The sequence below is a fragment of the Nocardiopsis sp. MG754419 genome, assembly GCF_018207095.1.
Classification (GTDB): Bacteria; Actinomycetota; Actinomycetes; order Streptosporangiales; family Streptosporangiaceae; genus Nocardiopsis.
This window is the reverse complement of the sequence record NZ_QOCZ01000072.1, coordinates 1-25,447: the sequence shown is the minus strand read 5'-3', so window position 1 is coordinate 25,447 and position 25,447 is coordinate 1. Positions and strand designations below refer to the sequence as shown.

Annotated in this window: 20 protein-coding genes; 14 read left to right on the top strand and 6 right to left on the bottom strand. The window is 71.1% G+C overall.

Annotated features, from left to right (window positions below):
- Window positions 1-68: 68 nt before the first annotated feature.
- The 5 genes from DSY14_RS15545 to DSY14_RS15525 all read left to right on the top strand — a co-directional run bounded on the left by DSY14_RS15545 (window position 69) and on the right by DSY14_RS15525 (window position 8,271).
- The gene (locus tag DSY14_RS15545) at window positions 69-1,079 is read left to right on the top strand and encodes an ABC transporter permease (protein ID WP_211717283.1); all 1,011 of its coding nucleotides are present in this window, start codon (window positions 69-71) and stop codon (window positions 1,077-1,079) included.
- The gene (locus DSY14_RS15540) at window positions 1,072-1,989 is read left to right on the top strand and encodes an ABC transporter permease (RefSeq protein WP_211717282.1); all 918 of its coding nucleotides are present in this window, start codon (window positions 1,072-1,074) and stop codon (window positions 1,987-1,989) included. Before DSY14_RS15545 ends, DSY14_RS15540 begins: the two co-directional genes overlap by 8 nt.
- Window positions 1,986-4,223, top strand: a complete 2,238-nt coding sequence (locus tag DSY14_RS15535) for an ABC transporter ATP-binding protein (protein WP_211717281.1) — start codon at window positions 1,986-1,988, stop codon at window positions 4,221-4,223. Before DSY14_RS15540 ends, DSY14_RS15535 begins: the two co-directional genes overlap by 4 nt.
- 200 nt (window positions 4,224-4,423) lie before the next feature.
- On the top strand, window positions 4,424-6,022 hold the full coding sequence (dacB, locus tag DSY14_RS15530; protein WP_211717280.1) for a D-alanyl-D-alanine carboxypeptidase/D-alanyl-D-alanine-endopeptidase: 1,599 nt from the start codon (window positions 4,424-4,426) through the stop codon (window positions 6,020-6,022).
- A gap of 224 nt (window positions 6,023-6,246) precedes the next feature.
- Window positions 6,247-8,271, top strand: coding sequence for an AarF/ABC1/UbiB kinase family protein (locus DSY14_RS15525; protein ID WP_211717279.1), 2,025 nt, complete (start codon window positions 6,247-6,249; stop codon window positions 8,269-8,271).
- Between the two features lie 197 nt (window positions 8,272-8,468).
- On the opposite strand, the gene DSY14_RS15520 is transcribed toward DSY14_RS15525, so the two are convergent.
- Window positions 8,469-8,978 (bottom strand): TetR family transcriptional regulator, encoded by a 510-nt coding sequence (locus tag DSY14_RS15520; protein WP_249187950.1) that lies wholly within the window; start codon window positions 8,976-8,978, stop codon window positions 8,469-8,471.
- A 208-nt stretch (window positions 8,979-9,186) separates the two neighbouring features.
- Entirely contained in the window at window positions 9,187-9,510 is a 324-nt protein-coding gene (locus DSY14_RS15515) for a multidrug efflux SMR transporter (RefSeq protein WP_211717277.1), read from the bottom strand.
- 334 nt (window positions 9,511-9,844) lie between these two features.
- Between DSY14_RS15515 and DSY14_RS15510 the strand changes: the two genes are divergently transcribed.
- Entirely contained in the window at window positions 9,845-11,143 is a 1,299-nt protein-coding gene (locus tag DSY14_RS15510) for an Ig-like domain-containing protein (RefSeq protein WP_211717276.1), read from the top strand.
- 354 nt (window positions 11,144-11,497) lie between these two features.
- Here DSY14_RS15510 and DSY14_RS15505 read toward each other — a convergent pair whose 3' ends face one another.
- The 3 genes from DSY14_RS15505 to DSY14_RS15495 all read right to left on the bottom strand — a co-directional run bounded on the left by DSY14_RS15505 (window position 11,498) and on the right by DSY14_RS15495 (window position 14,275).
- Window positions 11,498-12,178: a TetR/AcrR family transcriptional regulator gene (locus tag DSY14_RS15505; RefSeq protein WP_211717275.1), complete on the bottom strand. Its 681-nt coding sequence runs from the start codon at window positions 12,176-12,178 to the stop codon at window positions 11,498-11,500.
- Window positions 12,179-13,097: 919 nt separating this feature from the next.
- Window positions 13,098-13,340, bottom strand: coding sequence for a hypothetical protein (locus DSY14_RS15500; protein WP_211717274.1), 243 nt, complete (start codon window positions 13,338-13,340; stop codon window positions 13,098-13,100).
- A 395-nt stretch (window positions 13,341-13,735) separates the two neighbouring features.
- Window positions 13,736-14,275 carry an NADAR family protein gene (locus tag DSY14_RS15495; RefSeq protein ID WP_307851237.1) on the bottom strand — a complete coding sequence of 180 codons (540 nt, stop codon included), beginning with the start codon at window positions 14,273-14,275 and terminating at the stop codon, window positions 13,736-13,738.
- Between the two features lie 707 nt (window positions 14,276-14,982).
- On the opposite strand from DSY14_RS15495, the gene DSY14_RS15490 reads away from it, so the two are divergent.
- The 5 genes from DSY14_RS15490 (at window position 14,983) to DSY14_RS15470 (ending at window position 18,658) form a co-directional block, all read left to right on the top strand.
- Window positions 14,983-15,489: a MarR family winged helix-turn-helix transcriptional regulator gene (locus DSY14_RS15490; protein WP_211717272.1), complete on the top strand. Its 507-nt coding sequence runs from the start codon at window positions 14,983-14,985 to the stop codon at window positions 15,487-15,489.
- Window positions 15,490-15,678: 189 nt separating this feature from the next.
- Window positions 15,679-16,119, top strand: a complete 441-nt coding sequence (locus DSY14_RS15485; protein WP_211717271.1) for a DoxX family protein — start codon at window positions 15,679-15,681, stop codon at window positions 16,117-16,119.
- 117 nt (window positions 16,120-16,236) lie between these two features.
- Window positions 16,237-16,506 (top strand): hypothetical protein, encoded by a 270-nt coding sequence (locus DSY14_RS15480; protein ID WP_211717270.1) that lies wholly within the window; start codon window positions 16,237-16,239, stop codon window positions 16,504-16,506.
- Between the two features lie 52 nt (window positions 16,507-16,558).
- Window positions 16,559-17,227 carry a response regulator transcription factor gene (locus tag DSY14_RS15475; RefSeq protein ID WP_211717296.1) on the top strand — a complete coding sequence of 223 codons (669 nt, stop codon included), beginning with the start codon at window positions 16,559-16,561 and terminating at the stop codon, window positions 17,225-17,227.
- Window positions 17,228-17,230: 3 nt separating this feature from the next.
- Entirely contained in the window at window positions 17,231-18,658 is a 1,428-nt protein-coding gene (locus DSY14_RS15470; RefSeq protein WP_211717269.1) for a HAMP domain-containing sensor histidine kinase, read from the top strand.
- A 9-nt stretch (window positions 18,659-18,667) separates the two neighbouring features.
- On the opposite strand, the gene DSY14_RS15465 is transcribed toward DSY14_RS15470, so the two are convergent.
- Window positions 18,668-19,627, bottom strand: coding sequence for a TAXI family TRAP transporter solute-binding subunit (locus DSY14_RS15465; protein WP_211717268.1), 960 nt, complete (start codon window positions 19,625-19,627; stop codon window positions 18,668-18,670).
- A gap of 264 nt (window positions 19,628-19,891) precedes the next feature.
- On the opposite strand from DSY14_RS15465, the gene DSY14_RS15460 reads away from it, so the two are divergent.
- From DSY14_RS15460 to uca, 3 genes are all read left to right on the top strand, one after another.
- The gene (locus DSY14_RS15460; protein ID WP_211717267.1) at window positions 19,892-21,466 is read left to right on the top strand and encodes a DASS family sodium-coupled anion symporter; all 1,575 of its coding nucleotides are present in this window, start codon (window positions 19,892-19,894) and stop codon (window positions 21,464-21,466) included.
- A gap of 361 nt (window positions 21,467-21,827) precedes the next feature.
- Window positions 21,828-22,559: a GntR family transcriptional regulator gene (locus DSY14_RS15455; protein WP_211717266.1), complete on the top strand. Its 732-nt coding sequence runs from the start codon at window positions 21,828-21,830 to the stop codon at window positions 22,557-22,559.
- Between the two features lie 59 nt (window positions 22,560-22,618).
- A partial coding sequence (uca, locus tag DSY14_RS15450) for an urea carboxylase (protein ID WP_211717265.1) occupies window positions 22,619-25,447 on the top strand: 2,829 nt, incomplete at its 3' end.

Genomic DNA, 25,447 nt, shown 5'->3' with positions numbered 1-25,447 from the left:
CAGGCCCGGTCCCGGGACACCCTCCCGGGACCGGGCCGATCCTCGCTCACCCCTGAAGGATCACTTCCATGCTCGTTTACACGATGCGACGCGTCCTGGGCGCCCTACCCGTCCTGGTCCTCGCATCCATCCTCACCTTCGTGATGATCGACGTCTCCGGTGACCCGCTCGCGGACATCCGGATGCAGCAGCCACCGCCCACCGAAGAGGTCATCCAGCAGGCGGAGGAACGCCTCTACCTGGACCGTTCGATGCCGGAGCGGTACTGGCTGTGGATGACCGGGATCGGCGGCAACGGCGACATCGGCCTGCTCCAGGGCGAGTTCGGACCGTCCACCCAGGGGCCCCAGTACGAGATCGGCCCCGCCATCGTCGAGCGGCTGTGGACCACCCTGCGCCTGGTCGGCGCGGCGATGATCTTCGCGCTCGGGCTGGCGATCATCACCGGTGTCATCAGCGCGTTGCGCCAGTACTCCAAGCTCGACTACACGCTCACCTTCATCGGCTTCCTGGCGCTGGCCATGCCGACCTTCTGGCTCGCCGGCATCATGCAGGCGGGCGGCGTGAAGTTCAACCAGCTGGTGGGCGACCAGGTCTTCGCCACGATCGGTGACGGGCGCTTCCGGGCCGAGGGGCAGCCGTTGGGGGACCAGCTCCTCAACGCCTTCGCCCACATGGCCCTGCCGACGATCGTGCTCATGCTGATCAGCTTCGCCTCGTGGAGTCGCTACCAGCGCACCTCCATGCTCGAAGTGATGAACAGCGACTACGTGCGGCTGGCGCGGGCCAAGGGTCTGCGCAACCACGTGGTCATCCGACGCCACGCCCTGCGCACCGCGATGATCCCGCTGACCACCGTGGTCGCCATCGGCGTGTCCAGCGTCATCGACGGTGCCATCCTCACCGAGTACGTCTTCCAGTGGCGTGGTCTCGGGGACTTCTTCATCACGGCGGTGGACAACAACGACTCCTACGCGCTGATGGGGTGGTTGCTGCTCAGCGGGGTCATCGTGATCCTGGCCAACCTCGTCGCCGACCTGCTGTACGGCGTGCTCGACCCAAGGATCCGCTATGAGTGAGAACGGCATGTTCGGGAGCACGCGCCCGAAGAAGGCGCGGAAGGACACCGCCGACCGGACCCAGCTGCAGACCATCGTCCTGCGGTTCTCGCGGCACCGTCCGGCGATGATCAGCCTGGTCCTGCTGGTCCTCATCGTCCTGTTCGCGTTCGTCGGTCCCCTCTTCTGGATCTGGGACCACACCGTCTACAAGGAGATCCCCAGCAACCTGCCGCCCGGCGGCGACCACCCGCTGGGGACCTCCGCGGCCGGCAACGACGTCCTCGGCCAGCTCATGCGCGGGGCCCAGCAGACCCTGAAGGTGGCGTTCAGCGTCTCCCTGCTGTCCACGTTCGTCGGTTCGCTGTGGGGTGCCACCGCCGGTTACTACGGGGGCCGTGTCGACGCGCTCATGATGCGCGTCGTCGACATCTTCCTCATCGTCCCGCTGCTGGTCGCCGCCGCGGCCATCGCGGGCAACACGGGGGCCGGCGCCTCCTGGTCCGCGATCGCGTTGATCATCGCGATCTTCTCGTGGGCCACCATCGCCCGTGTCGTGCGCGGTGTCGTCCTGTCCCTGCGCGAACAGGAGTTCGTGGAGGCGGCCCGGGCCTCGGGCGCCTCCGCCCCGTGGATCATCTTCCGGCACCTGCTGCCCAACGCCGCCGGACCGATCATCGTCGCCGCCACCCTGCTGGTGGCCGTGGCGATCCTCGCGGAGGCGGGCATGTCCTTCCTGGGGCTCGGCATCCAGCTGCCGGACATCTCGCTCGGCCAAATGATCGGCTCCGCCCGCACGGCGGTGTCCACGCGTCCGTGGCTGTTCTATCCGCCCGGTGTGCTGCTGGTGCTGATCTGTCTGACGATCAACTTCATCGGTGACGGCCTCCGGGACGCCCTCGACCCACGACAGACCAGGGTGCGGCGATGACGACTGAGTACATGAACGAAGAACACGCCGCTGCGGCGACCGATGACGACGTGGTGCTGGAGGTCACCGACCTCAGCGTCACGTTCCCCTCGGACGACGGGCCGCTGCCCGCCGTGCGGGAGGTCTCCTACCGCCTCCGCCGGGGCGAGGCCCTGGGCATCGTGGGCGAGTCCGGCTCGGGCAAGTCCGTCACCTCGATGGCGATCATGGGCCTGCTGCCCAGGAACGCCCGGGTGGAGGGTTCTGCCAAGGTCCTGGGCCAAGAGATCCTCGGCCTGTCGGACAAGGAGATCAGCAAGGTGCGCGGGCAGAAGATCGCCATGATCTTCCAGGACCCGCTGACCTCGCTCAACCCCGTCTACACGATCGGGTACCAGATCGCCGAGGCGGTGCTCGCCCACAAGAAGGTGAGCAAGCAGGTCGCCATGGCGCGGGCGCTGGAGCTGCTGGAGATCGTGGGCATCCCGTCCCCCGATCAGCGGCTCAAGCAGTACCCGCACGAGCTGTCCGGCGGTATGCGCCAGCGGGTGGTGATCGCGATCGCGATGGCCAACGACCCGGACGTGATCATCGCCGACGAGCCCACCACGGCCCTCGACGTGACCGTCCAGGCGCAGGTCCTGGACGCGCTCCAGCGGGCCCGCCGGGAGACCGGCGCCGCGCTGGTGCTCATCACCCACGACCTCGGCGTCGTGGCCGGTCAGGTCGACCGGGTGGGGGTGATGTACGCGGGGCGCATCGTCGAGTCGGGCCCCGTGGAGGAGGTCTTCTACCGGCCGCGCATGCCCTACGCGCTGGGGCTGCTCGGTTCGCTTCCGCGTCTGGACGGCGACCGCTCCGACCGTCTCACGCCCATCCTCGGCACCCCGCCCTCCCTACGGGACCTGCCCGAGGGGTGCGGGTTCGCCCCGCGCTGCCCGATGGCCCGGGACCTGTGCCACCAGGAGGAGCCGCAACTGCTGCTCACCCTGGAGGGCGGCGACCGGGGGCCCGCCGAGGCGGGCGACGCCGACGGCCACACCGCGGCCTGCCACTTCAGTGGCGAGCTCACGGGTGTCGAGGCGTCCGACCTGTTCCAGGCCACCTCGGTCGACACCGAGGGCGTGGGATCGGTGGCGGAGGTCGAGGCGGCGGAGTCCCTGATCGCCGAGGCCCGCGAGGAGTACCTGGAGGAGGCGCGCGCGGAGCCGGAAACGGCGCCGGAGACCGCGGGGTCGACCGAGCCCGAGGTCCTGCTCAGCGCCACCGACCTGGTCAAGCACTTCCCGATCCGCTCCCAGGGGTTGCTGCGGCGCAAGGTCGGTGAGGTGCAGGCGGTCTCGGGGGTCTCCCTGGACCTGCGCGAGCGCGAGACCCTCGCACTGGTCGGGGAGTCGGGCTGCGGCAAGTCCACCACGGCGCGCCTGCTGCTCAACCTCATCCGGCTGACCTCGGGCGAGCTGACGTACATGGGTCGGCCGCTGCACGGCCTCTCGGACCGGCGCATGCGCCCGCTCCGCAAGGACCTCCAGCTGGTGTTCCAGGACCCGTTCGCCTCCCTGGACCCCCGCATGGCGGTCGCCGACATCATCGGCGAGCCGATGCGGATCCACGGGAGCGGACACCGTGACGCGCGCAAGCGGGTCAAGGAACTCCTCGAACTGGTGGGGCTCAACCCCGAGCACGGTTCCCGCTACCCGCACGAGTTCTCCGGCGGGCAGCGGCAGCGCATCGGCGTGGCCCGCGCCCTGTCGCTCAACCCGCGGGTGCTGGTCCTGGACGAGCCGGTCTCGGCGCTGGACGTGTCCATCCAGGCGGGTGTGATCAACCTTCTGGAGGACCTCCAGGACGAACTGGGGCTGTCCTACCTGTTCGTCTCGCACGACCTGTCCGTGGTCAAGCACATCGCCGACCGGGTGTCGGTGATGTACCTCGGCAAGATCGTGGAGACGGCCACCACGGAGCAGCTGTTCCGGGCCCCGGCGCACCCGTACACCCAGGCGTTGATCTCCGCCATCCCGCTGCCCGACCCGATCAAGGAGCGGACCCGGGAGCGCATCATCGTCACGGGGGACATCCCCAGCCCGGCGAACCCGCCCTCGGGCTGCCGGTTCCGGACGCGCTGCCCGAAGTTCGCCGGCGAGCTGTCGGAGGCCGAGCGCACCAAGTGCGTGGAGGAGCCGCCGGAGCTGCTGGACCGGGGCGCCGGTCACCGGGACGCCTGTCACTACTCCCAGGTGGTGGAGCTCATCTGACCCGTGCCGGCGGTGCGCCGCCGGCGAGGGTGGGACGCGAACGGCGCCGTGGAGGACGATCCTCCACGGCGCCGTTCTGTGCTCGAAGCCCCCACCTGCGGCGACACGCCGAAGGGTGGGAACGCCGGAAATCGGGTACAAGGGTCGGTTAGTTTCTACCCTCACGTCGACCCTGATCGGTTTCCTTCGAAGGAGAACCCTTGATCTCTGCCTCCCCCCATCCACCCTCGAGGCTCCGACGACAGGGAGGGTGGCTGGCGGCCGCGCTCGTCACCGTTCCCCTGGCCCTGGCCCCCTCACCCGCGATCGCCGACACGGCCGACCAGGCCGAGCGCGTCGACGACCTGCGGGCCGACATCGACACGATCCTGGACGATCCCGCCCTGGAGGGCGCCACCTCCGGTGTGGTCGTGACCGACGCCGACACCGGTGAGGCGCTCTACTCGCAGGACGCCGACACCGCGTTGCTGCCCGCCTCCAACATGAAGTCCTTCTCCACCGCGGCCGCCCTGCAGGCGCTCGGTACCGACCACACCTTCACGACCGAGGCCGTGGTGGAGCGCCGTCCCGGCCGCGGCGACGTTCCCGAGGTGTACCTGGTCGGCGGCGGCGACCCGACGCTGAACGCGGACGACCTCGACGCCATGGCCGCGGACGTGGCCGCCTCCGGGGTGACCTCGGTGGGCGAGGTGTTCGCCGACGACTCGTGGTTCGACGACCAGCGCCTCGTGGACGACTGGTGGCCCGAGGACGAGGCCTTCGCCTACTCGGCGCAGATCTCCGCCCTGACCGTGGCCCACGGCGACCGGTACGACACGGGGGTGACCGAGGTGACCGTCACCGCCGCCGACGAGGGCGACGCGGTGAGCGTGGACCCGGGCGCCGCCGAGGGCTACGTCGAACTCGACAACCAGGCCGTCACCGGTTCCGCCGAGGCCGAGAACACCCTCGCGATCGACCGGCCGGTGGGCACCAACACCATCGAGGTCACCGGCACGCTGCCCGTCGACGCCGATCCCGTCGTGGCGGTGCGCACGGTGGACGAGCCCGCCGCCCTGGCGGGTCACCTGTTCGCGCGGGCGCTGGAGGAGAACGGCGTCGAGGTCGAGGGCGACGTCGACCGGGGCGCGGTCCCCGCCGACTGGCAGCGTCCCCGCGTGGTCGCCGAGAACACCTCCATGCCGCTGGAGGAGGTGCTCGTGCCGCTGATGAAGTTCAGCAACAACGGCCACACGGAGATGCTGGTCAAGACCCTCGGCCGGCACGGCGCCGACGAGGGGTCGTGGGAGGCCGGTCTGACCGAGGTCGACACGGCCCTCCAAGAGCTGGGTGTGGACACCTCCGACCTCGTCCTCACCGACGGTTCGGGCCTGTCCCGGGGCAACCTGATGACGGCCGACACCATGATCGACCTGCTCGACCGGGCGCAGGACGCCCCCTGGTACGAGGTCTGGCACGACTCCCTGCCGGTCGCCGGGGACGGCGACCCGTTCGTGGGCGGCACCCTCGCCTCGCGCATGGCCGACACGGCGGCCGCGGACGTCGCCCAGGCCAAGACCGGGACCATGACCGGTGTGAGCGCCCTGTCCGGTTACGTGCAGGGTCCGGACGGCGCCGAGCTGTACTTCAGCGTCGTCAACAACGACCACGCCGGTGCGGCGCCCCTCCACGTGCAGGACGCGATCGTCGTCCGGCTCGCCGAGTACCTGGGCAACCAGGTGCCGGAGGGTACGACGGCGCTGCGGAGCGCGCCCACGGTGGGCGGGGAGCTGGAGTGCTCCTGGGAGCTGACCTGCTGAGGTCACGAGATCCACTGACGTCCTGAGCGACGACGAGGGCCCGCCGGAATCCGGCGGGCCCTCACGCGTGTGCGGAGTCGTGGGAGGTTTTCCACAGCCTGGGGACGCGGGCTGTCGCACGTCGGAGGGAGCCGGCATCGTTGTGCTCGGCGGGGACGACCCGTCACCCCGTTCCTCCCACCGCGCGGCACCCGTGTCGCGCCGTGCCGCAGAAGGGTCTTCCCGTGGAACCCCTGACCATCACCTCGGTGCTGGGCATGATCATCGGCCAGGTCTTCTCACTGGTCATGCTGATCCTGGTCCTGCTGGGCCTGGGCACGCTCGCCAGCCGGCTGATGGACGTGCCCTTCAACCTGCCACGCCTGGCCCTGGCCGCGCTGTTCGGCGCGCCGCTCGGCGCGGTCGGCGCGGTGCTGGCCTACTTCGGCACCTTCGACGCGCTCTCCGACACCGACACCGCCCGGCTGGAGGAGCCCGGGTTCATGGCGCTGATGCTCTTCGCGATGGCCGTGGGTTCGATGCTCGCCTTCGTGGCGTTGGAGCTGCTCCTGCCACGGGGGACCCGCGTCCGCCCGGTCGCCATGGTGCGGGAGGCGTCCCACCTGTTCGGCCGGTTGGGTCGGTACCGCGCGATCCTGTGGATCCTGGTCCGGCACGGCCTGGGCGGCTACGTCATCGGTCGCCGCGAGGGCGTGGAGGACACCTCGGCGCAGCGCAGGCTCGCCCGCTCCCTGGCCCGTTCCATGGAGGAGGCCGGGGTGGTGTTCGTCAAGCTCGGCCAGGTGCTGGCCACCCGCCGTGACCTGCTGCCCCCGGTGTTCGTCGAGGAACTGGGCCGGCTGCACAGCGAGGTCGCCCGGGTCCCCTCCGACCAGGTCCGCGACTGTGTGGCCGCCGAGCTGGGGCGCGACGTCGACGAGATGTTCGCCGAGTTCGACCCCGAGCCGCTGGCGGCCGCCTCCATCGCCCAGGCGCACACGGCACGGCTGCGCGGCGGGTCGGAGGAGGTCGTGGTCAAGGTGCAGCGGCCCGGGATCGCCCCCGTGGTCCGCCGGGACCTCGACATCCTCCGGCGGCTGGCCCGGCGCGTGGACGAGCACACATACTGGGGGCGGGCGATCGGCGTGCGCGACCTGGCCGAGGGGTTCGCCGACGCGTTGGTGGAGGAGCTCGACTTCGAGGTGGAGGCGGCCAACATCGCCGCCGTCGCGGACGCCTCCGTGGACTCGCCGGTGCGCATCCCCAAGGTGTACGAGGCCTACACCAGCCGTCGCGTGCTGGTGATGGAGCGGCTGCACGGGAGCCAGATCGACGGCACCGGGGTGCCGGGGGAGCGGGGCGAGGACATCGCCCGCACCCTGCTGGACTGTCTGCTGGAGCAGGTGCTCGTCGGCGGCATCTTCCACGCCGACCCGCACCCGGGCAACATCCTGCTGCTCGACGGCGGCGGTGTGGGGCTGCTGGACTACGGCTCGGTGGGACGCCTGGACGCCCGCACCCGTGAGGCGCTCCAGATGATGCTGCTGGCCATCGACCGGGGCGACGCCGTCCTGCTCACCGACACCCTCCTGGACGTGGTGGACGACCCGGGGGAGATCGACACCGAACGCCTGCGCCGCTCGCTCGGCCAGTTCATGGCGCGTTACCTGCACGGGGGCGCCTCGGCCAGCATGCGGATGTTCACCGAGTTGCTCATGCTGGTCACCCGGTTCGGCCTGGTCCTGCCGGCCGAGCTGGCGGCGGTGTTCCGGGCCCTGGCCACGCTGGAGGGCACCCTGGTGTTCCTCGCGCCGGGCTTCGACACCGTGTCCGAGGCCAAGCGGTTCGCCGGGGCGCGGATGTCGGAGCAGTTGGGGACCGGCAACCTGCGGGAGATGGCCTCCGGGGAGCTGTTGGCCCTGCTGCCCACCCTGCGCCGGTTGCCCCGACGGTTGGACAGGATCACCGACCAGCTCCACAAGGGGCGGTTCACGGTGCAGGCGCGGATGTTCGCCCACCCTGAGGACCGAAGACTCCTGCGCTCGGTCGTGCGCCGTGGCGTCATGACCGTGTTGGCGGTGGTCACCGGGTTCATGTCGGTGGGGTTGTTCAACGTGACCGAACAGCCGGGGGTGGCCTGGTCGGACCTGGCCACCCACACCCAGGCGCTCAGCCTGCTGGCCTGGTCCCTGTTGGCCGCCACCGCGATGTTCGTGCTGCGGCTGTTGGTGGACATGGTCCGGGACGGCTCGGAGCACAGGAGGATCTGAGGACGGTCGTCGGTGGGTTCCGGCCGGTGGGCTGTGGTCGGTGGGTGCCGACGGGCGGGCCCGGCCGGTGGGAGTCCACCGGCGAGGGTCGGGCGTTCGCCCTGGTGCGGTCCACCGGGCGGGTGGGTGCACCGAGGGCCGTGGGCTGTGGGCGGTGCGCTCCCTGGGTCCACCCGTCCCGAGACGGACGCGGTCGGTCAGGGGCGTTCGTGGTCGAGGCCCCGTTCGCGGTCGATCAGGCGGCTGAGCGTCCGGTACACCTCGTCGGCGGAGGGCGGTGGCTCCAGTACGCAGCAGCGCAGGAAGAAGCCGTCGCAGGCGGCGGCCACCCCGGCGCGGGAGTCCGGGGTCGGAAGGTAGGGGGCCAGAAAGGCGTCCACGGCGTCGTTCCAGCGCACGATCTGCGCGCGCAGGGAAGGACGACGGGCGGCGATGAGGAACAGCTCCATCTCCGCCAGGGCGTGCGCCCGGTCGTGCCCCGTGCCCTCCGCGATGAGCGCCGCGAAACCGCGCAGCGCCTCGTCGGGGTCTGACGGCAGCGCCTCCACGACCGTCACGTAGGCGTCGTTGACCCGCGTGAGCGCGTCGACGAGGAGGTCGTCGACGGTGGCGTAGTAGTAGGTCACCGTGCTGGGCGGCACCCCGGCCTCGGCGGCGACCCGACGCTGGCTGACCGCGGCGACCCCCTCGCGGGCGATGACCGCCATGGTGGCGTCCAGCAGCAGCCGACGACGCTGTTCGCCCTTGCGTCGACGGCCGTCGCTGATGTTCTCCGGGGTCGGATGTGCGCTGATCACGGGTGCTCGTTCGGTCGGACGGTCGGGTGGGTGCGGTGTGCGGGGTCCCGGTCGGTTCCGGGACGGCCGGTGCGGCACCGCTCGACACGGATGCGGTGCGCGCGGTCGGTGTACGGCATCAGTGCTGTCCTCCCATCTCCAACGCCATCACCCCGGCGATGACCAGGGCGATGCCGCCGACCTGGATCCAGGTGAGGGATTCGCCCAGGAACACCGCTCCGATGATGGCGACCAGGGCGACGCCGATCGCGGCCCAGGTCCCGTAGGCGATCCCGAGGGGCATGCCCTTGGTGAGTGCCTGGGAGAGCATGTAGAACGCTCCGCCGTAGCCGATGACCACGGCGATGGAGGGGAGCAGACGGGTGAACCCCTCGGAGAACTTGAGCGAGGTGGTGGCGAGAACCTCCAGGAGGATCGCTCCGGACAACCACAGCCAGGGCACGGCACCGCTCCTTCGTGTCGACCAGGTCTCCACCGGAAGACCTGCGCGGATGAACACGTGGTCCGCGCAGAAAGCTGAGCGAACGAACAAGATTCTAGGCGCGGCATCATGGAGAGGCAAGGCGGAAGCCCTGTGGGTGACGGGAAACTCGTCCACCCCCGACGGTCGGGCCCTGTACCCCCTGGGTGTATTCTCGGCGGTTCCGGTCAAAGCGGGTCGGACTCCATCCGGTAACCGCTCGATACCGATGTGCGTGAGTTCAGAACCTTTTCCGGTTCGGAGCGTCTAACACAGGAGTAGGCCGGGTTTCGAGATGTTCTATGGAGGTCCAGACGTGACGGGCATGACCCAGTCGGCGGTGACGCGCCGGTTCGGTATCGGACTTGTGGCGCTCGCGCTCGTCGCGACCGCTTGCACCTCCGGAGACGCCGAGACGCAGAGCAACGCCGACCCCGCCGCGGACGCGGAGCCGGTCCAGGTGAGCATCACGCCGGAGGAGGGCACCGAGGAGGTCGCCCCCAACACCCCCATCCGGGTCAGCGCCGAACAGGGGACCATCACCGACGTCCAGGTCGACCAGGTGGTCGTCAGCGAGGCCGCCGGTGAGGGCGAGGGCGACGACGCGGAGCTCTACGCGATGACCGGCACCCTCGACGACGAGGGGACCGCGTGGGTCAGCGACTGGAACCTGCGCCCCGGTTCCGAGGTCGTGGTCACCGCCACCGCCGAGAACGAGGCCGGTGAGGAGAGCGAGTTCACCACCGAGTTCACCACGCTGGACGCGACCCCCGGGCAGCGCCTGGAGCTCGCCTCCAACTTCCCGAGCTCGGGTGACACCGTCGGTGTCGGCATGCCCGTCGTGATCAACTTCGACATGCCGGTCTCCAACAAGTCCCAGGTCGAGAACTCCATGAACGTGGTCGCCGAGCAGGAGCTCGCCGGCGCCTGGAACTGGGTGACCGACCAGATGGCCGTCTTCCGGCCCGAGGAGTACTGGGAGCCGCACCAGAGCGTCACCGTCGACCTCAACCTGGCCGGGGTCGAGGCCTCGGAGGGTGTCTACGGTGTGCGCAACTACCAGATCGACTTCGAGATCGGCCGCGAGCTCGTCGCGACCATGCACGTGCCCGACCACGAGATGGTCATCGAGATCGACGGCGAGCACGACCGCACCCTCGAGGTGAGCAACGGCAAGGGCAGCCGCCGGTTCGACACCACCACCAGCGGCACCCACGTGCTCATGGAGCGCTACGAGCACATCACCATGGACTCCAGCACCGTGGGCATCCCCGAGGGCACCCCGGGCTCGTACATGGTCGACGTGCAGTACGCGGTGCGCACCTCCAACAGCGGTGAGTTCGTCCACGAGATGTCGGCCAACTCCAACATCGGCTCCGCCAACACCTCCAACGGGTGCACCAACCTGCGGATGGACGACGCGCAGTGGTTCTTCGAGAACACCCTGATGGGCGACATCCTCGACACCACCGGCACCGACCGTGAGTTCGAGTGGGACAACGGCTGGGGCTACTGGCAGAAGTCCTGGGACGACTGGCTCGACGGCAGTGAGACCGACGACCCGCAGATGACCACCGACGGGACCCCGGGCTCCGTCCACGGGGAGGACCTGTAGACACGGGCGTCGTCGCCGGCCTCTGAGGGCCGGGCGGAGACGACCGGGGGCGTTCGCGGTGCACGGCACCGCGGGCGCCCCTTCTCTGTGGGCGGGGCTTCCCGGGTCCAGGACCACCGGGTGCTCGACGGCGGGGTGCGGCGCGGGGCCCGCGCCCCGCCGGTGGTTCCGGGTCGCGGCGGCGCATGCCGTGCGGCCCTGCGCCGCCGGTCGCCCGGGGTGTCTCGGCGGGGCCTCCGATCGGCCTCTCGGACGGTCGACCGGACGGGCCTCCTCGCCCGCCCCGCCGGTCGCCCGGGTCGGCCGCCGGACACCGGGCTCCGCCCGGCCACGGGACCTCGGCCGGTGCCCCGCTCAGTGCTCCTGTGGGTCGGACCAGCGCGCCGGGTCCGGTGCGCGCAACCGGAGGATCAGGGCGTCGATCACCAGGTCGGTGACGGCGGCCATGTCCACCGACTCCGCGTCCAGCAGCCACTGGACCTGGAGCCCGTCCATGGCGGCCAGGATGGCGGTGGCCGCGGAGCGGGCGGGGGTGTGGCCGCTCGATCCGGGGGCGCTCGCCGCGTCCCGGTACTCCGGCCCGACCCGGTCCAGCACCGCCTGCTCGACCTCGCCGCGCAGGACGGTGTAGCGGTCGCGGAACCATTCCTGTGCGGGGTGGTCGACGGTCGCGCTCTCGGCGGACAGCACCGCGTACAGCCGAGTGGTGCCGGGGCGTGCGGCGTTGCGCTCGGCGGTGGAGACCAGGTGGTCCAGCATGGCGCCGCCCACGGGAGGCGGGTCGGTGCTGTCGCGCCGTTCCAGGACCGCGGTGAGCAGTTCGGTCTTGGAACCGAAGTGGTGCAGGACCCCCGCGGGGGTGATGTCGAGCGTGGCCGCGATGTCGGCCAGCGACGTGTTGTTGAACCCTCGGGCGGCGAACAGGTCGGCCGCGGTCCGCAGGATCTGCTCGCGACGGTTGACCCGCCGACGCGGTGCGGGGGAGGGCGGGCCGTTCCCGGGAGAAGGTGGGCCGGAGGGGTTCGTCTCGCTCATCGCTGTGCTCCACTTCCTCGTACCGCGCGGGGTACTCCGGGCCGACGGTCGGGGGGTCTGCGCGCCCGGGACCCGTCCACGCTATACCGACACGTCCGCGAACTCTCTTGCTTAATGAACATTAAGTAAGTAGGGTCGCGCCGCAGGACACGTGGATCGTTCGGTCACCGGGGGCGGGAGTCCGCACCCCGAGTCACCGCGCACCCGTCCCCGTCGGCCCGTACGTCGTCCACAGGGCGCATCGGTGGCGCACGCCGTCGAGGCGCGCCGCGCGAACGTCGACATCGGTCGGTCCCCGAACCCGGTCCACGTCGTCCCCCCGCCGACGGACGACCCGCCACGTGCCGCTTCGCGGACCCGGTCCGGTCGGCGGAGACCACCACGCCGACGGCCCCGGTCGGCGCGGCCCGCGATCGAGCCCCACGGGGCTCCCAGACGCCCCTTCATGGGGGCATGCCCGTCCGGAGGTTCATCGCGGACGCCCTCCGGACGGGCCTTCCAGGTGCCGTGACGCCTGCCGAAGCCTCGCGGGGGCGTGCGGCGGCCCGTCACGGGAACGTCGTGTTCCGGCCCTACGGTGCCGCCGCCCGCGCCGGATCGTTCCGGAAACCGGCGGCACCGGCAACCGTCGTGGTGCGTTCCTCGGTCGATTCCCCGGGCGCGGTGGACCGCGCGGGGTCGCCCGGGACGCGTGTGCGGGCCCACGCTCGCCGGCGGGACCGTCTGCCTCGTGTGGTCCGGGCCCTCGGGCGGGTCCGCGCGGTCCGGCGGCGCGAGGGCGCTCCGCGTGGCCGGCACGGTCAGCGTGCTCCGGTTGCTCCGGATGGCGCCCCGAGTCCGCTCGGGTGGAGCGCCGCAGGGCGAGAGCGGGTCCCGGGAGGCCACGGGGTCCCGGTCCCCTCAGAGACGATCGGGTCGATCACCAGGTGCGCGCGGCCCCCACGGGCGCCGGCAGCCGCTCCTGGAGCCAGGTCCAGGTGCCGTCGTTCTCGGTGAAGCGACGCTGGATGCGCTCGACCTCGGTGATGGGGTTGCTGAACACCTCGCGCCAGTCGCCCGCGGCCCGCTCCTCCAGGTAGAGGCTGCGGGCGTCGGTGCGGATCCGCACCGCCTGGAGGGTGTGGCTGGAGCCGTCGTTGAGCTGGATGCGGTAATAGGCCATGGGAGTCCCCTGGGTGTGGTCCTGGAAGAAGCGAGGACGGTGATCCCGGGGCCGAACGACGTGGCGTGGTGCCGGGGCACCGTGCTGTCCGCGTGCCGGCACTCTACTCCGCGGGGGTCGGCACGGAGGGGTGAACGGGGGGACCCGGCGTGAAATCGGGGAGAACAGCGGTGCGGTAAGGCGCATACCTCGTATTTCGCCGCTCGTGAGGTGGGTGCCGGGCCCGGGAGGGCGGGTCCCACGGGCGGCGGTCCGGTGACGAGGCGCGGACGTCGGGGGTCCGTGCGTCGGCCCGGCGACGGCTGCGGGAGCGGGTCCCGCCGGCCGCGCACACCCGTGTGCCGAGCCCCGCCGTCCCTCCGGGCCCGAGGGCGGACGTCGTTGGAAGCGGCGGGTCAGGCCGCGGCGCGCTCGGCGCCGAGCCGGGAACGGGCCTCCATCAGGGCGAAACCGAGCAGGTTGCGTCCCCGCCAGTACTTGGGGCGTTCGGCGTTCTCGTCGTCCCGGCCGATCCCGATGCCCCACACACGGTCACGGGGGCTGGCCTCCACCAGGACCCGTTCCTTCGTGCCGAGGAGGTAGCGCAGCAGCTCCTCGTTCTGACCGAACTTGGCGACGTTGCCGCGGACGGCGATCTCGAAGCGTTCCCTCTCCCAGGTCTGTTCGTCGAAGTCCCGGACCTGTCGGCCGAGCTCCTTGGCCTCCTTCGGGTGCCCGGCGGCGGCGATCCTCGTGGCGGTCTCGGAGTCGCCGAACAGCCGGGCCTTCTCGATCATCATGAAGTGTTCCGCGGTGCTGTGGGTGGCGCCGTCGACGCGGAACTCGGCCGGCCACCACTGGGAGAGACAGGAGGCCGAGATCCCGTTCGAGGATGGTTCGTGGCTCCAGAAATGCACGTACTTGATCCGTCCGTCGATGCGGAGCAGATCCTCCACGGTCCTTGCGTCTGCAGGGTTGCGTGTGCCCGTCATGATCGGGAGTTTCCCAGAAGGACGCCGAGGCCGAAAGACCTTTGGTAGGGATTTGTAGCTTTGTGCGCTGGGTGAAGAGGAACCGGTCCCCAGGGAAAGGTGACTCGATGAGCTCCTGCCGGAGCCCGCCCACCGTCGCCCTCGACCGGCGCTCCCCGTCCCGTCCCGGCCCCGGAGCGACGAGGAGCGGGGCACACCGCTCGCCGTGCTCGGGGGCCCACCGCGACGGGCTCCGCCGGCAGTGGCCGGCGGGGAGCCGGCGGCCTCGGCCCACGGCCGGGCTTCGGTGGAGACACCCGGACCGGTCATGGGTCCGTGTGCCCGGGCGGCGAGTCCCGGCGCGCCCGGAGCATCGCACGTTACGGCGTAGTAGCGTTGCGGCAGGCCTCAGAAGTCAGGGTCGACCGGGCGTGGACCGCAGTGGCGCCGAGGGCGCGGGCGCGTCCTCCCCGTGCGCGGAGACGACCGGGATCACCCTCGACCGGACCGTACCGGCCGACGAGCGGCCGACCGGAACGTTCGCACGGGGGCGACGGCCAGGGGTGGCGTGCCGTGGCCCGGACCGGAGTCGGTGCGGGACGTCCCGACCCTTCCTCCGGTCGGGTGGCGAGGCCGGTGCGTCGACCGACGGCACCATCGAACGTACAAGTATTGCGGAGGGCTCGGGCTCGATGACCGAGACGCGGTGGCTCGACGATGACGAGCAGCGGACCTGGCGCACCTTCCTCATGGCCGTCCACCTGCTGGACGGGGCGCTGGATCGCCAGCTCAGACATGACTCCGGGATGCCGCACGCCTACTACCAGATCCTGGTGATGCTCTCCGAGGCCCCGAACCGGGAGCTGACGATGACCCGCCTGGCCCGCCTGCTGCGGTCCTCGCCGAGTCGGCTCTCCCACGCGGCGGCGCGTCTGGAGTCCGAGGGCAGGATCCGCCGGTTCAAGCGCCCGGGGGATCGGCGCACCACCCTCGTCGAGCTGACCGACGCGGGGATGGACGTCCTGCGCGAGGCGGCCTTCGGGCACGTGAACGAGGTGCGGCGTCTGGTGTTCGACCCGCTCACCCCGGAGCAGGTGGAGCAGTTGCGGGTGATCTCCGAGGCCATGCTGGGGGCGCTCGATCCCCAGGGCGAGGAGCCGCGGTACGCCGACCCCGAGGGTCTGAGCGCCTCGGGCTGACCCCGCCGTCGATCGCCACCCCGTCGGGGTGGCTCCGTGAGTACGCTCACTCCTCTGGTGCACACTCTAGGTATGCGGGCGGATACGTACTACCATCTGTTTTCCCGGGAAAAGGTTGTTTCCTCAAGTGTTTGAACCGGGCACCGCGAACAGCCCCCGGAGTACCCGCTCACAGAACAGGAATCCACCATGACCGAACAGACATCCAGGGTCGGGATCAGCGACGTCACCACCCTGCTCGCCCGTGTCGTCGTCGGTGTCGTCTTCATCGCCCACGGGTTGCCGAAGGCCACCGACCTTCAGGGGACCGCCGCCGGCTTCGAGTCGATGGGCATCCCGTTGCCGCAGGTCGCCGCCCTGGTCGGTGCCCTGATCGAGGTCGGTGCGGGCGCGGCGCTCCTCGTCGGTTTCGCCCTGCCGGTCGCCGGTGTGCTCCTGGCACTGATGATGGGCGGCGCCTACACCTTCGCCCACCTCGACGACCCGCTGGTCGGCGGCTTCGAGATCGTCCTGGTACTGGGCGCCACGGCCCTGGCCCTGGGCTTCTCCGGTGGGCGTCTGGCGGTCGACCGTGTGATGCCCTGGGGTCGCGTCCGCTCGCGGGAGAAGGCGTCGGTGCCCGCCGCCTGACCCTCGCTCCGACGCGGCCGTCCACCAACGACGTTGGGCGGCCGTTTCGCTTGTGCCGGATCGGTTCTCCCGCAGCGCTCTCTCTTTCAGCCTCGTGCCCAGGAGCAGAGGAGAGCGGTGACGGACGTGACGGATCGGCGAGGGACCGACGACGCGGCGGGGGACGTCGGCCCGGGCGCCTCCCTGATCCGCCACGCCCCCGACCTTCGGGGCGCCTTCATCGGCTCGCATGAGCCGCTCACGTTGGTGGAAACGTCCGTGGGCGCGTGGAGGACGGAGTCCTCGCTGGAGCAGGTAGGGGAGTGGTTCCGGGGACTGGGCCACGAGGTTCCGGACGTCGCGGGGACGCTCCGGGAGACCGCTCCGTTGATCCCCCGGAGGGGGTGACCGCGTGGGCGGGGGACGGGTGTCCCCAACTCTGCCTACTATGGCAAGCCATATGCGCATTCTCGTGGTCGAGGACGATGACCGGGTGGCACGCGGCTTGGTGACCGCGCTGCGCTCGGCCTCCTTCGACGTTCAACGCGTGGCCACCGCGGAGCGGGCTCTCACCGCGGCACCCGCCGACGTGGTCCTGCTGGATCTCGGGCTGCCCGACGCCGACGGCATCGATCTGCTGCGCCGGCTCCGGCGACGCCCGCAGACGGCGATCATCGCGGTCACCGCGCGCAGCGAGGAACGCGACCGGGTGCGGGGGCTGCGCGCCGGCGCCGACGACTACGTCGTCAAACCCTTCGGGGTCGCCGAGCTGCTGGCCCGGATCGACGCCGTGCTGCGGCGCACCCGACCGGCGCGGGCCGAACCCGAGGCGGAGGACCCGCCGCTGAGCGTGGGTGACCTGGTCATCGACGTCAATTCCCGGGAAGCCAGGCTGGCGGACACGGCGCTCCAGCTCACCCGCAAGGAGTTCGACCTGCTCCGCCTGCTGGTCGCGCGCTCCCCGAACGTGGTGGCCCGGGACCAGATCCTCGACCAGGTGTGGGGCGCGGCCTGGGAGGCCTCGTCCCGGACGCTGGACACCCACATCGCGTCGCTCCGCAACAAGGTGGGCACCGCCGTGCAGATCCGGACGGTGCGCGGGGTCGGCTACGTGCTCGATGGGGGCTGACCGGTGCTCCGCCGACTTCTGACGATCCTGTTGCCGGTGGCGTTCGTGCTGGTCGGGGCGGTGTTCGCCCCCCTGGCGGCGGTCATCGCCCAGCAGGAGACACAGCAGGTGTACGTCGACCGCCTGGGTGACGCGGGCCGGTTCGCCTCGTTGGCGCGCACCGCCCTGGAGGTCGACCGCGGCAACGCGCTCGCCCAGGAGATGGCCCGCTACGAGCAGCTGTACGGGATCCCGGCGGTGGTGGTGGCCCCGGACGGAGAGGTGGTGTCCGGGTCGGGCGACCTGGACCGGATGCGGTCCCTGGTGGACGACGTCGACATGGAGGCGGGGATCATCGCCGCGCTCGCGGGGGAGCGCCCGGAACCGCCCACCACCGTGTGGCCCTGGAACTCCGACCCGATGGTGGTCGCCGAGCCCATCGGTCGGGACAGCGAGGTGGCGGGCGCGGTGGTCCTGGTGTCCTCCACGCAGCGCCTGGGGGCGGACATCCTCGCCGCCTGGGGATGGATGGCCCTGATCAGCCTGGTCCCGCTGGCCCTGTTGGTGACGGCGTCGCTGCCGCTGTCCCGGTGGGTGCTCCAGCCGATCCGGCGGCTGGACGACGCGACCACCTCGGTGACCGCCGGTGACCTGGACGTGCACGTGGACGCCGAGAGCGGACCGCCGGAGCTGCGTCGGCTCACCGACTCCTTCAACACCATGGTCGACGTCGTGCGCCGCGCCCTGGAACGGCAGCGCGCGTTCGTCTCCGAGGCCTCGCACCAGCTCCGCAACCCCCTGGCGAGCCTGCGGTTGTCGGTGGAGAACCTGGGGCCCTACCTGAAGGGGGAGGACGCTCGCGAGGCGCACGAAGTGGCGATCGACGAGGCCACGGTGATGCACCGGATGCTGAACTCGCTGCTGGCGGCCACCCGACTGGAGAGCGTCACGGGCACCGAGGCGGTGGACGTGACGGCCCTGGTCGAGACCCGGGTGGCCCGCTGGCGGGCCCTGGGCCAGTCACGCGGCATCGAGGTCACCACGGACCTGCCCGACCAGGTGTGGGCCCACGCGCCGGCGGGCGGCCTGGGCAGCATCCTCGACGAACTGTTCAGCAACGCCATGCGCCTGTCCGGGGGGACCCGGATCGAGATCCGTGCCGAGGACGGCGCCGAGGTCCGGATCGGTGTGCTCGACAACGGCGCGGGACTGCCGGAGGACGAGCGGGAGGCCGCCCTGGACCGGTTCTGGCGGTCGCCCCGACACCAGAACACCGAGGGCACGGGGCTGGGTCTGGCGATCGCCGCCGACCTCGTCCGGGAGGCCGGCGGTCGGCTCACCCTCGGCGACGGTCTGGCCGACGAGGAACACCGGGGGTTCGGGGTGATCATCACCCTGCCGCCCGCCGAGGCGCCGGAGGAGCCGGTCGAGGACGTCGCGCCCCGCCTGTAGGGGTACCGCTCACGCCGGTTTGTTCTCCCGGTACCACTGCTCGGCCCCGGGGTGCAGGGGCACGATGCCGGTGGAGATCCCGGTGCGCACGTTGATCTGGGCGGCCTCGGGGCGCTGTTCGGCCAGGTGCGCGGCCCCGGTGTAGACCGCCGCGGTGACCTGGCGCACGAGCTCCTCGGGTAGGTCCTGGCGGCACAGCAGCAGGTTGGGGATGGACATGGTGGGACAGGCCGGGATCCCGCTGTAGGTGGTCGCGGGGATGGTCGCCGGGAAGTAGGCCTCCGGGTATACCTTGACCATCGTGTCGGCGGTGTCGGACAGGTCGACCAGGCGCAGGGGGCGTTCCTCGGCGAGGTCGGCGATGGCGGGCGTGGGGAGCCCCGTCAGGGAGAACATCGCGTCGATGCGTCCGGCGTCGAGGGCCTCGGCGGAGTCCGCCTGGTCGAGCCGGATCTCCTCGAAGCGCACCCCGGTGACGTCGAGGATCTGCTCGGCGGTGAACTCGGTGCCGGAGTTCACCGCGCCCAGGGACACCCGCAGCCCCTCCAGGTCGGCGAGCGAGTCCACCGGTGAGTCGTAGGGGACCACCAGGTGGACGAAGCTGTCGTAGAGCCGCCCCACGGCGCTGATCAGGGCCTCGGCCTCGATCTCGGTGGCCAGGACGGAGTCGAGGTTGGCGAGTCCGAGGTGGGCGGTGCCGTCCTCCAACAGGTAGAGGTTGTCGTGCGAGGCCCGGGTCTCGATGGGGATCACCTCGGTGTGCGGGACGCGCTCGTCCAGGAGGAGGGCGAGCTGTCCGCCGATCTCCCGGTACACCGCCCCGGGAGGCCCCGTCGCCACCACGAGCTCACGCAGTTCCGGTGCGGGGTCGGGTGTGCAACCGCTCACCGCCACCAGTGACGCGGCTCCGGTCAACCCGAGGATGGCCTGCCGTCGGCTCAGTGTCCCCGTCACTCTCTCCCGTCGCATAGACGCAGCTTAGACAGCATGTGCGTGGACGTGGTCCACGACCACCAAGAGTCACGATGTGCCCCAGGACACATACCCAGCGTGGCCCAATGTCAGAGGAATCCCAAGTCTTGGGTAGTTGCGTTGCACACATTACCCATACGTACTCACCATCGCTCTATTGGAAGTAACCCGTGAGCAACCGGGTGGAAACACCACGGTCGCCCACGGGGCGGGCACGGCCCACCGGCCGGTATCCCCCAGACGATCAGGAGGACGACCACCATGGCGATGGACACCGCCAACAAGGGGTCGGGCGCCGAGCCCGATAACGAGAAGAAGCGCGGTACCCCCGGTGAGCGCACCACGCGTTCCCGTGTGATCGGCTTCGTGGCAGGACCACTCGTCGGTCTGATCATCTTCCTGGTCATGCCGGAGATGCCGCTGCCGCTCGGTGACGGCGAGACCGAGACGGTCATGTCCGTCAACGGATCCGTCGTCGCGGCGATCACCGCGTGGATCGCGATCTGGTGGGCCACCGAGCCCATCCCGATCCCGGCGACCTCGTTGCTCCCGCTGGTGCTCTTCCCGCTGCTCATCGACAACGTCGAGGTCGGGGACGTTTCCTCGTCCTACGGCTCGGACGTCATCTTCCTGTTCATGGGCGGCTTCATGCTGGCGCTGGCCATGCAGAAGTGGGACCTGCACCGTCGCATCGCGCTGCTGATCGTCTCCAAGGTCGGCTCCAACACCGTCGGCCTCATCGCCGGCTTCATGGCCGCCACCTTCGTCATCGGCATGTGGGTGTCCAACACCGCCGTCGCCGTCATGATGCTGCCGGTCGGCCTGTCGGTCATCGGTCTGGTCACCCAGCTGCGCGACGGCAAGACCGACGCCAACTTCGCCACCGCCCTGATGCTGGCGATCGCCTACTCGGCCTCCATCGGTTCGGTCTCCACCCTCATCAGCACCCCGCCCAACGTCCTGATGGTCGGCTACCTGGCCGAGAACCACGACATCCACATCGGTTTCGGCGAGTGGATGGTCGCCGGTGTTCCGCTGGCCATGATCTTCCTGGTCATCGCCTGGGTGCTGTTGGCCAAGATCGTGTACCCGCCCAAGGTCAAGCGCATCGAGGGCGCCCAGGAGCTCATCCGCTCCGAGCTGGGCAAGATGGGCCCGATGAAGCGCGCCGAGAAGCTCGTGCTGCTCGTCTTCGGCTTCGCCGCCTTCTCCTGGATCGCCGCCCCCATGCTGGCCAAGAACGACGCCTTCGCGTCGCTCTTCCCGTGGATCGGCAGCGTCTCCGACGCCATGGTCGCCATGATCGTCGGTGTCCTGCTGTTCATCATCCCGGTGGACAAGAACAACCGTCTGCTCGACTGGGACGCCGCCCTCAAGCTGCCCTGGGGCATCCTGCTGCTGTTCGGTGGCGGTATCGCGATCTCCAGCCAGTTCACCTCCAGCGGCCTGAGCACCTGGATCGGCGGACGTGTCTCCATCCTGGAGGGTGTCCCCATGTGGGCGCTCATCCTGGCCGTCACCGTGCTGGTCCTCTGCCTCACCGAGCTCACCAGTAACACCGCCACCGCTGCCACCTTCCTGCCCATCATGGGCGGTGTGGCGGTCGGCATGGGCGTCGACGTCCTGGCCCTGGTCATCCCGGCGGTCCTGGCCTCCTCGATGTCCTTCATGCTCCCGGTCGCCACCCCGCCGAACGCCATCGCCTTCGGCTCGGGCTACGTGAAGATCACCGAGATGCTCCGCGCGGGTCTGTGGTTCAACTTCGCGGCCCTGTTCATGATCATGTTCTCGATGTACGGCCTGTTCAGCTGGGCCCTCGGCGTGAACGTCTGGTAGAGCCACACCCGGACCGCCCGAAGTAGAGAGCGGGCGGTCCCTCCCCGGATGGTGCCACTCCCACTCCCGATCACCATCCGGCCCTCCGAAGGGCGTCCCTTCCGGTTCCGTCTTCCGTCCGACGGGCCGAAGGGGCGCCCCTTCTCGTGTCCGGACCCCGTGCCCGGACTCCGCGCCCAACCCCCCGCGCGCCCGAATGCGGACCGGGTCCCTCTCCCGGCACCGGACCCATCGGAACCCACCGGCCCCACAGGGGTACGACCGGGCGCACCGGGGCGCGAAACAGGCGGAAACACGGGGAAACACAGGCTTCACCCGACGACAGGGCCCGTGAAACACGGGCTTCCTAGCGTCGTGGGCCATGGACACACCGCTGTATACACGGCCCGGCCCGGCCGCCGGAGACGTCGGGGGCACCGCGGTCTCCCGCCGTGACCGGGTCTACGCCCTGATGCGTGAAGAGGTCCTGAGCGGCCGCGTCACGCCGCACACCCGCCTGGGCGAGGTGCGGTTGGCCGCGCTCTTCGGGGTGTCCCGCACCCCGGTCCGCGAGGCCCTGGCCCGGTTGCACTCGGACGGGCTCGTCGAACGCCGTGACCAGGGTTTCTACGTCACCGTCCCGAACCTGCCCGAACTCCGCGACCTCTACGAACTGCGGGTCACCCTGGAACTGCGCGGCATCGCCCGCGCCATCGAGGACCCCGGCGTCCGGCACGACCCCGCCGTCCTCGTCGCCGAGCGGGAGCGCTGGGAGAAGTTGCGCGCCGAGCCCCCCGCCCCCGACCCCTCCTTCGTGCTCCTGGACGAGGAGTTCCACGCCGCCCTGTCCCGGGCCTCCGGCAACGGCGCCCTCACCGAGTCCCTCGTCTCGGTCAACCAGCGCATCCGCCGCGTGCGCATGTACGACTTCCTCACCGAGGACCGGATCACCTCCACCATCGACGAGCACATCGGGATCGTCGAGCACCTCCTCGCCGACGAACTCGACGCCGCCCACCGCGCCCTGCACGACCACGTCGGCGCGTCCATGGAGGTCGTCCTGGAACGCGCCCAGCGCGCCCTGACCCGGATGGCGTTGCACACCGGCCCCTGAACCTCGCTCGGCGACCCCGATCTCCGACACCCGCAGCCCCACATCCGAGGGAGAGCCCCGTGTTCGACTCCGTGCTCGTCGCCAACCGAGGCGAGATCGCCTGCCGCATCATCCGCTCCGCCCGCGAACTCGGCCTGCGCACCATCGCGGTCTACTCCGACGCCGACGCGGGCGCCGCCCACACCCGGATGGCCGACGAGGCCGTCCGCCTCGGGCCGGCGCCCGCAGCCGAGAGCTACCTCGACGTCGACCGCGTCCTGGCCGCCGCGCGGGAGACCGACGCCGGGGCGGTCCACCCGGGCTACGGGTTCCTATCCGAGAGCGCGGAGTTCGCCCACGCCGTCGAGGCCGCGGGGCGGGTGTTCGTCGGACCCGCGCCGCGCCACCTGGAGGAGTTCGGCGACAAGCACACCGCCCGCAAGGCCGCTGCCGCCGCCGGGCTGCCCATGGTCGCCGGCAGCGAGACCCTGCCCGACGCCGACGCCGCGGTGGTCGCGGCCGCGCGCATCGGCTACCCGGTGATCCTCAAGTCCACCTCCGGCGGCGGTGGGATCGGGCTCCTCCCGTGCGCCGACGAGACGGCCCTGCGCGCCGCGTTCGACCAGGTCTCCCGGATGGCGCGGACCCACTTCGGCGGGGGCGGCGTGTTCGTCGAACGCTTCGTCTCCCGTGCCCGCCACGTGGAGGTGCAGGTCTTCGGGGACGGCCACGGGAAGGTGGTGACCCTCGGGGACCGCGACTGCTCGCTCCAGCGCCGCAACCAGAAGGTCGTGGAGGAGGCCCCCGCGCCGGACCTGCCCGAGGACCTGCGCGCCGAACTGCACCGCACCGCCCGCGAACTGTGCGCGGGCGTGTCCTACCGCAGCGCCGGCACGGTGGAGTTCGTCTACGACGTCGAGCGCGGTGAGGCCTCCTTCTTGGAGGTCAACACTCGTCTGCAGGTGGAACACCCGGTCACCGAGGCGATCACCGGGGTGGACCTGGTGGCCTGGATGCTGCGGCTGGCCCGTGGCGAGGACGTGCTCGCCGACGTTCCTCCGCAGGGCCCGGACCGTACCGGACACGCCGTCGAGGCGCGTGTGTACGCCGAGGACCCCGCCCACGACTTCCGGCCCAGTTCCGGTCTGCTCACACGGGTGGAGTTCCCCTCCGACGTGCGGGTGGACGGGTGGGTGGAGACCGGGCAACGGGTCACCAGCGACTACGACCCGATGCTGGCCAAGGTGATCGTGCGCGGCGACGACCGCACCGACGCCCTCGACCGCCTCGGCCGCGCGTTGGCGCGGGTGCGCGTCGACGGGGTGCAGACCAACCTGGGGGCGCTGCGCGCCCTCGCCGACCACCCCCGGGTGCGCGCCGTGGAGCACACCACCGCCACCTGCGGCACCGTCGGCGACCCCGAGCCCCGCATCGAGGTGGAACGGGGCGGAACCCTCACCACCGTCCAGGACTTCCCCGGACGGACCGGTTACTGGCAGGTGGGCGTACCCCCCTCGGGCGCCATGGACGACCTGTCCCTGCGCCTGGGCAACCGCGCCCTGGGCAACCCCGAGGGCGCCCCCGGCCTGGAATGCACCATGGAGGGTCCGGCGCTGCGTTTCACCCACGCCACCACCGTGTGCGTCACCGGGGCGCCCGCCGACGTCACCGTGGACGGTGTCCCGAGCGCCTCCTGGGCGCCCGTGGAGGTCCCGGCCGGGGCCGTGCTGGACGTGGGGCCGGCCCGCGGCCCGGGCATGCGCACCTACGTCCTGGTCCGCGGCGGCCTGGACGTCCCCGCGTACCTGGGGAGCACGTCCACGTTCACCGCCGGGGAGTACGGTGGCCACGCCGGCCGCGCCCTGCGCCCGGGCGACGTGCTCCGCGCGGCCCCGGTCCCGGCGGACGCCGCGGAGCCCGCTCCGGTCCCCGAGCGGGACCGCCCCGACTTCGACGACCCCGCACGTTCCCGGTCCACGGAGGGCGGCGAGGGCGCCCACTGGGACATCGAGGTGTCCGAGGGGCCGCACGCCGCCCCCGAGTTCCTCACCCGCGAGGGCCTCGCCGACTTCTACGCCACCGACTGGCGGGTCCACCCCCAGTCCGCCCGCAACGGGGTGCGCCTGTCCGGGCCCAAACAGTCCTGGGCGCGCGCCGACGGCGGCCAGGCGGGGCTGCACCCCTCGAACGTGCACGACACCGCGTACTCGATCGGCGCGGTCAACCTCTCCGGTGACACCCCCGTCCTCCTCGGCCCGGACGGACCGAGCCTGGGCGGGTTCGTCTGCCCGGTCACCGTGGTCACCGGCGCCCGCTGGAAGGTGGGTCAGCTGCGCCCCGGCGACACCGTCCGGTTCCATCCGGTGACCGAGGCCGCCGCGGAGAAGATGCACGCCACACCCACCGCCGCGCCCCTGCTGCGGGTCACCGGGAGCGACGGCGACGACGGGGTGCTCGCGCGGATCCCCGCCGGTGAGGGCACCCCCGAGGTCACCTATCGGCGCAGCGGGCACGACAACCTCCTCGTCGAGTACGGGCCGATGGTGCTCGACCTGGGGTCGCGCATGCGCGTCCACGCCCTCATGGCGGCCCTGGACCGCCACGCGCCCGCCGGGATCGTCGACACGACCCCCGGGGTGCGCTCCCTGCACCTGCACATCGACCCGGACGTGCTGCCCCTGCGGACACTCCTGGACCTGCTCCAGGAGATCGAGGCGGAGCTACCGCCCACCTCACGGCTGCGGGTGCCCAGCCGCACCCTGCGCCTGCCCATGTCCTACGACGACCCGTCCATCCACGAGGCCATCGCCCGCTACGCGACCGGCGTGCGCGACGACGCGCCCTGGAACCCCGACAACATCGAGTTCATCCGCCGGATCAACGGGCTCGACCACGTCGACCGGGTGCGC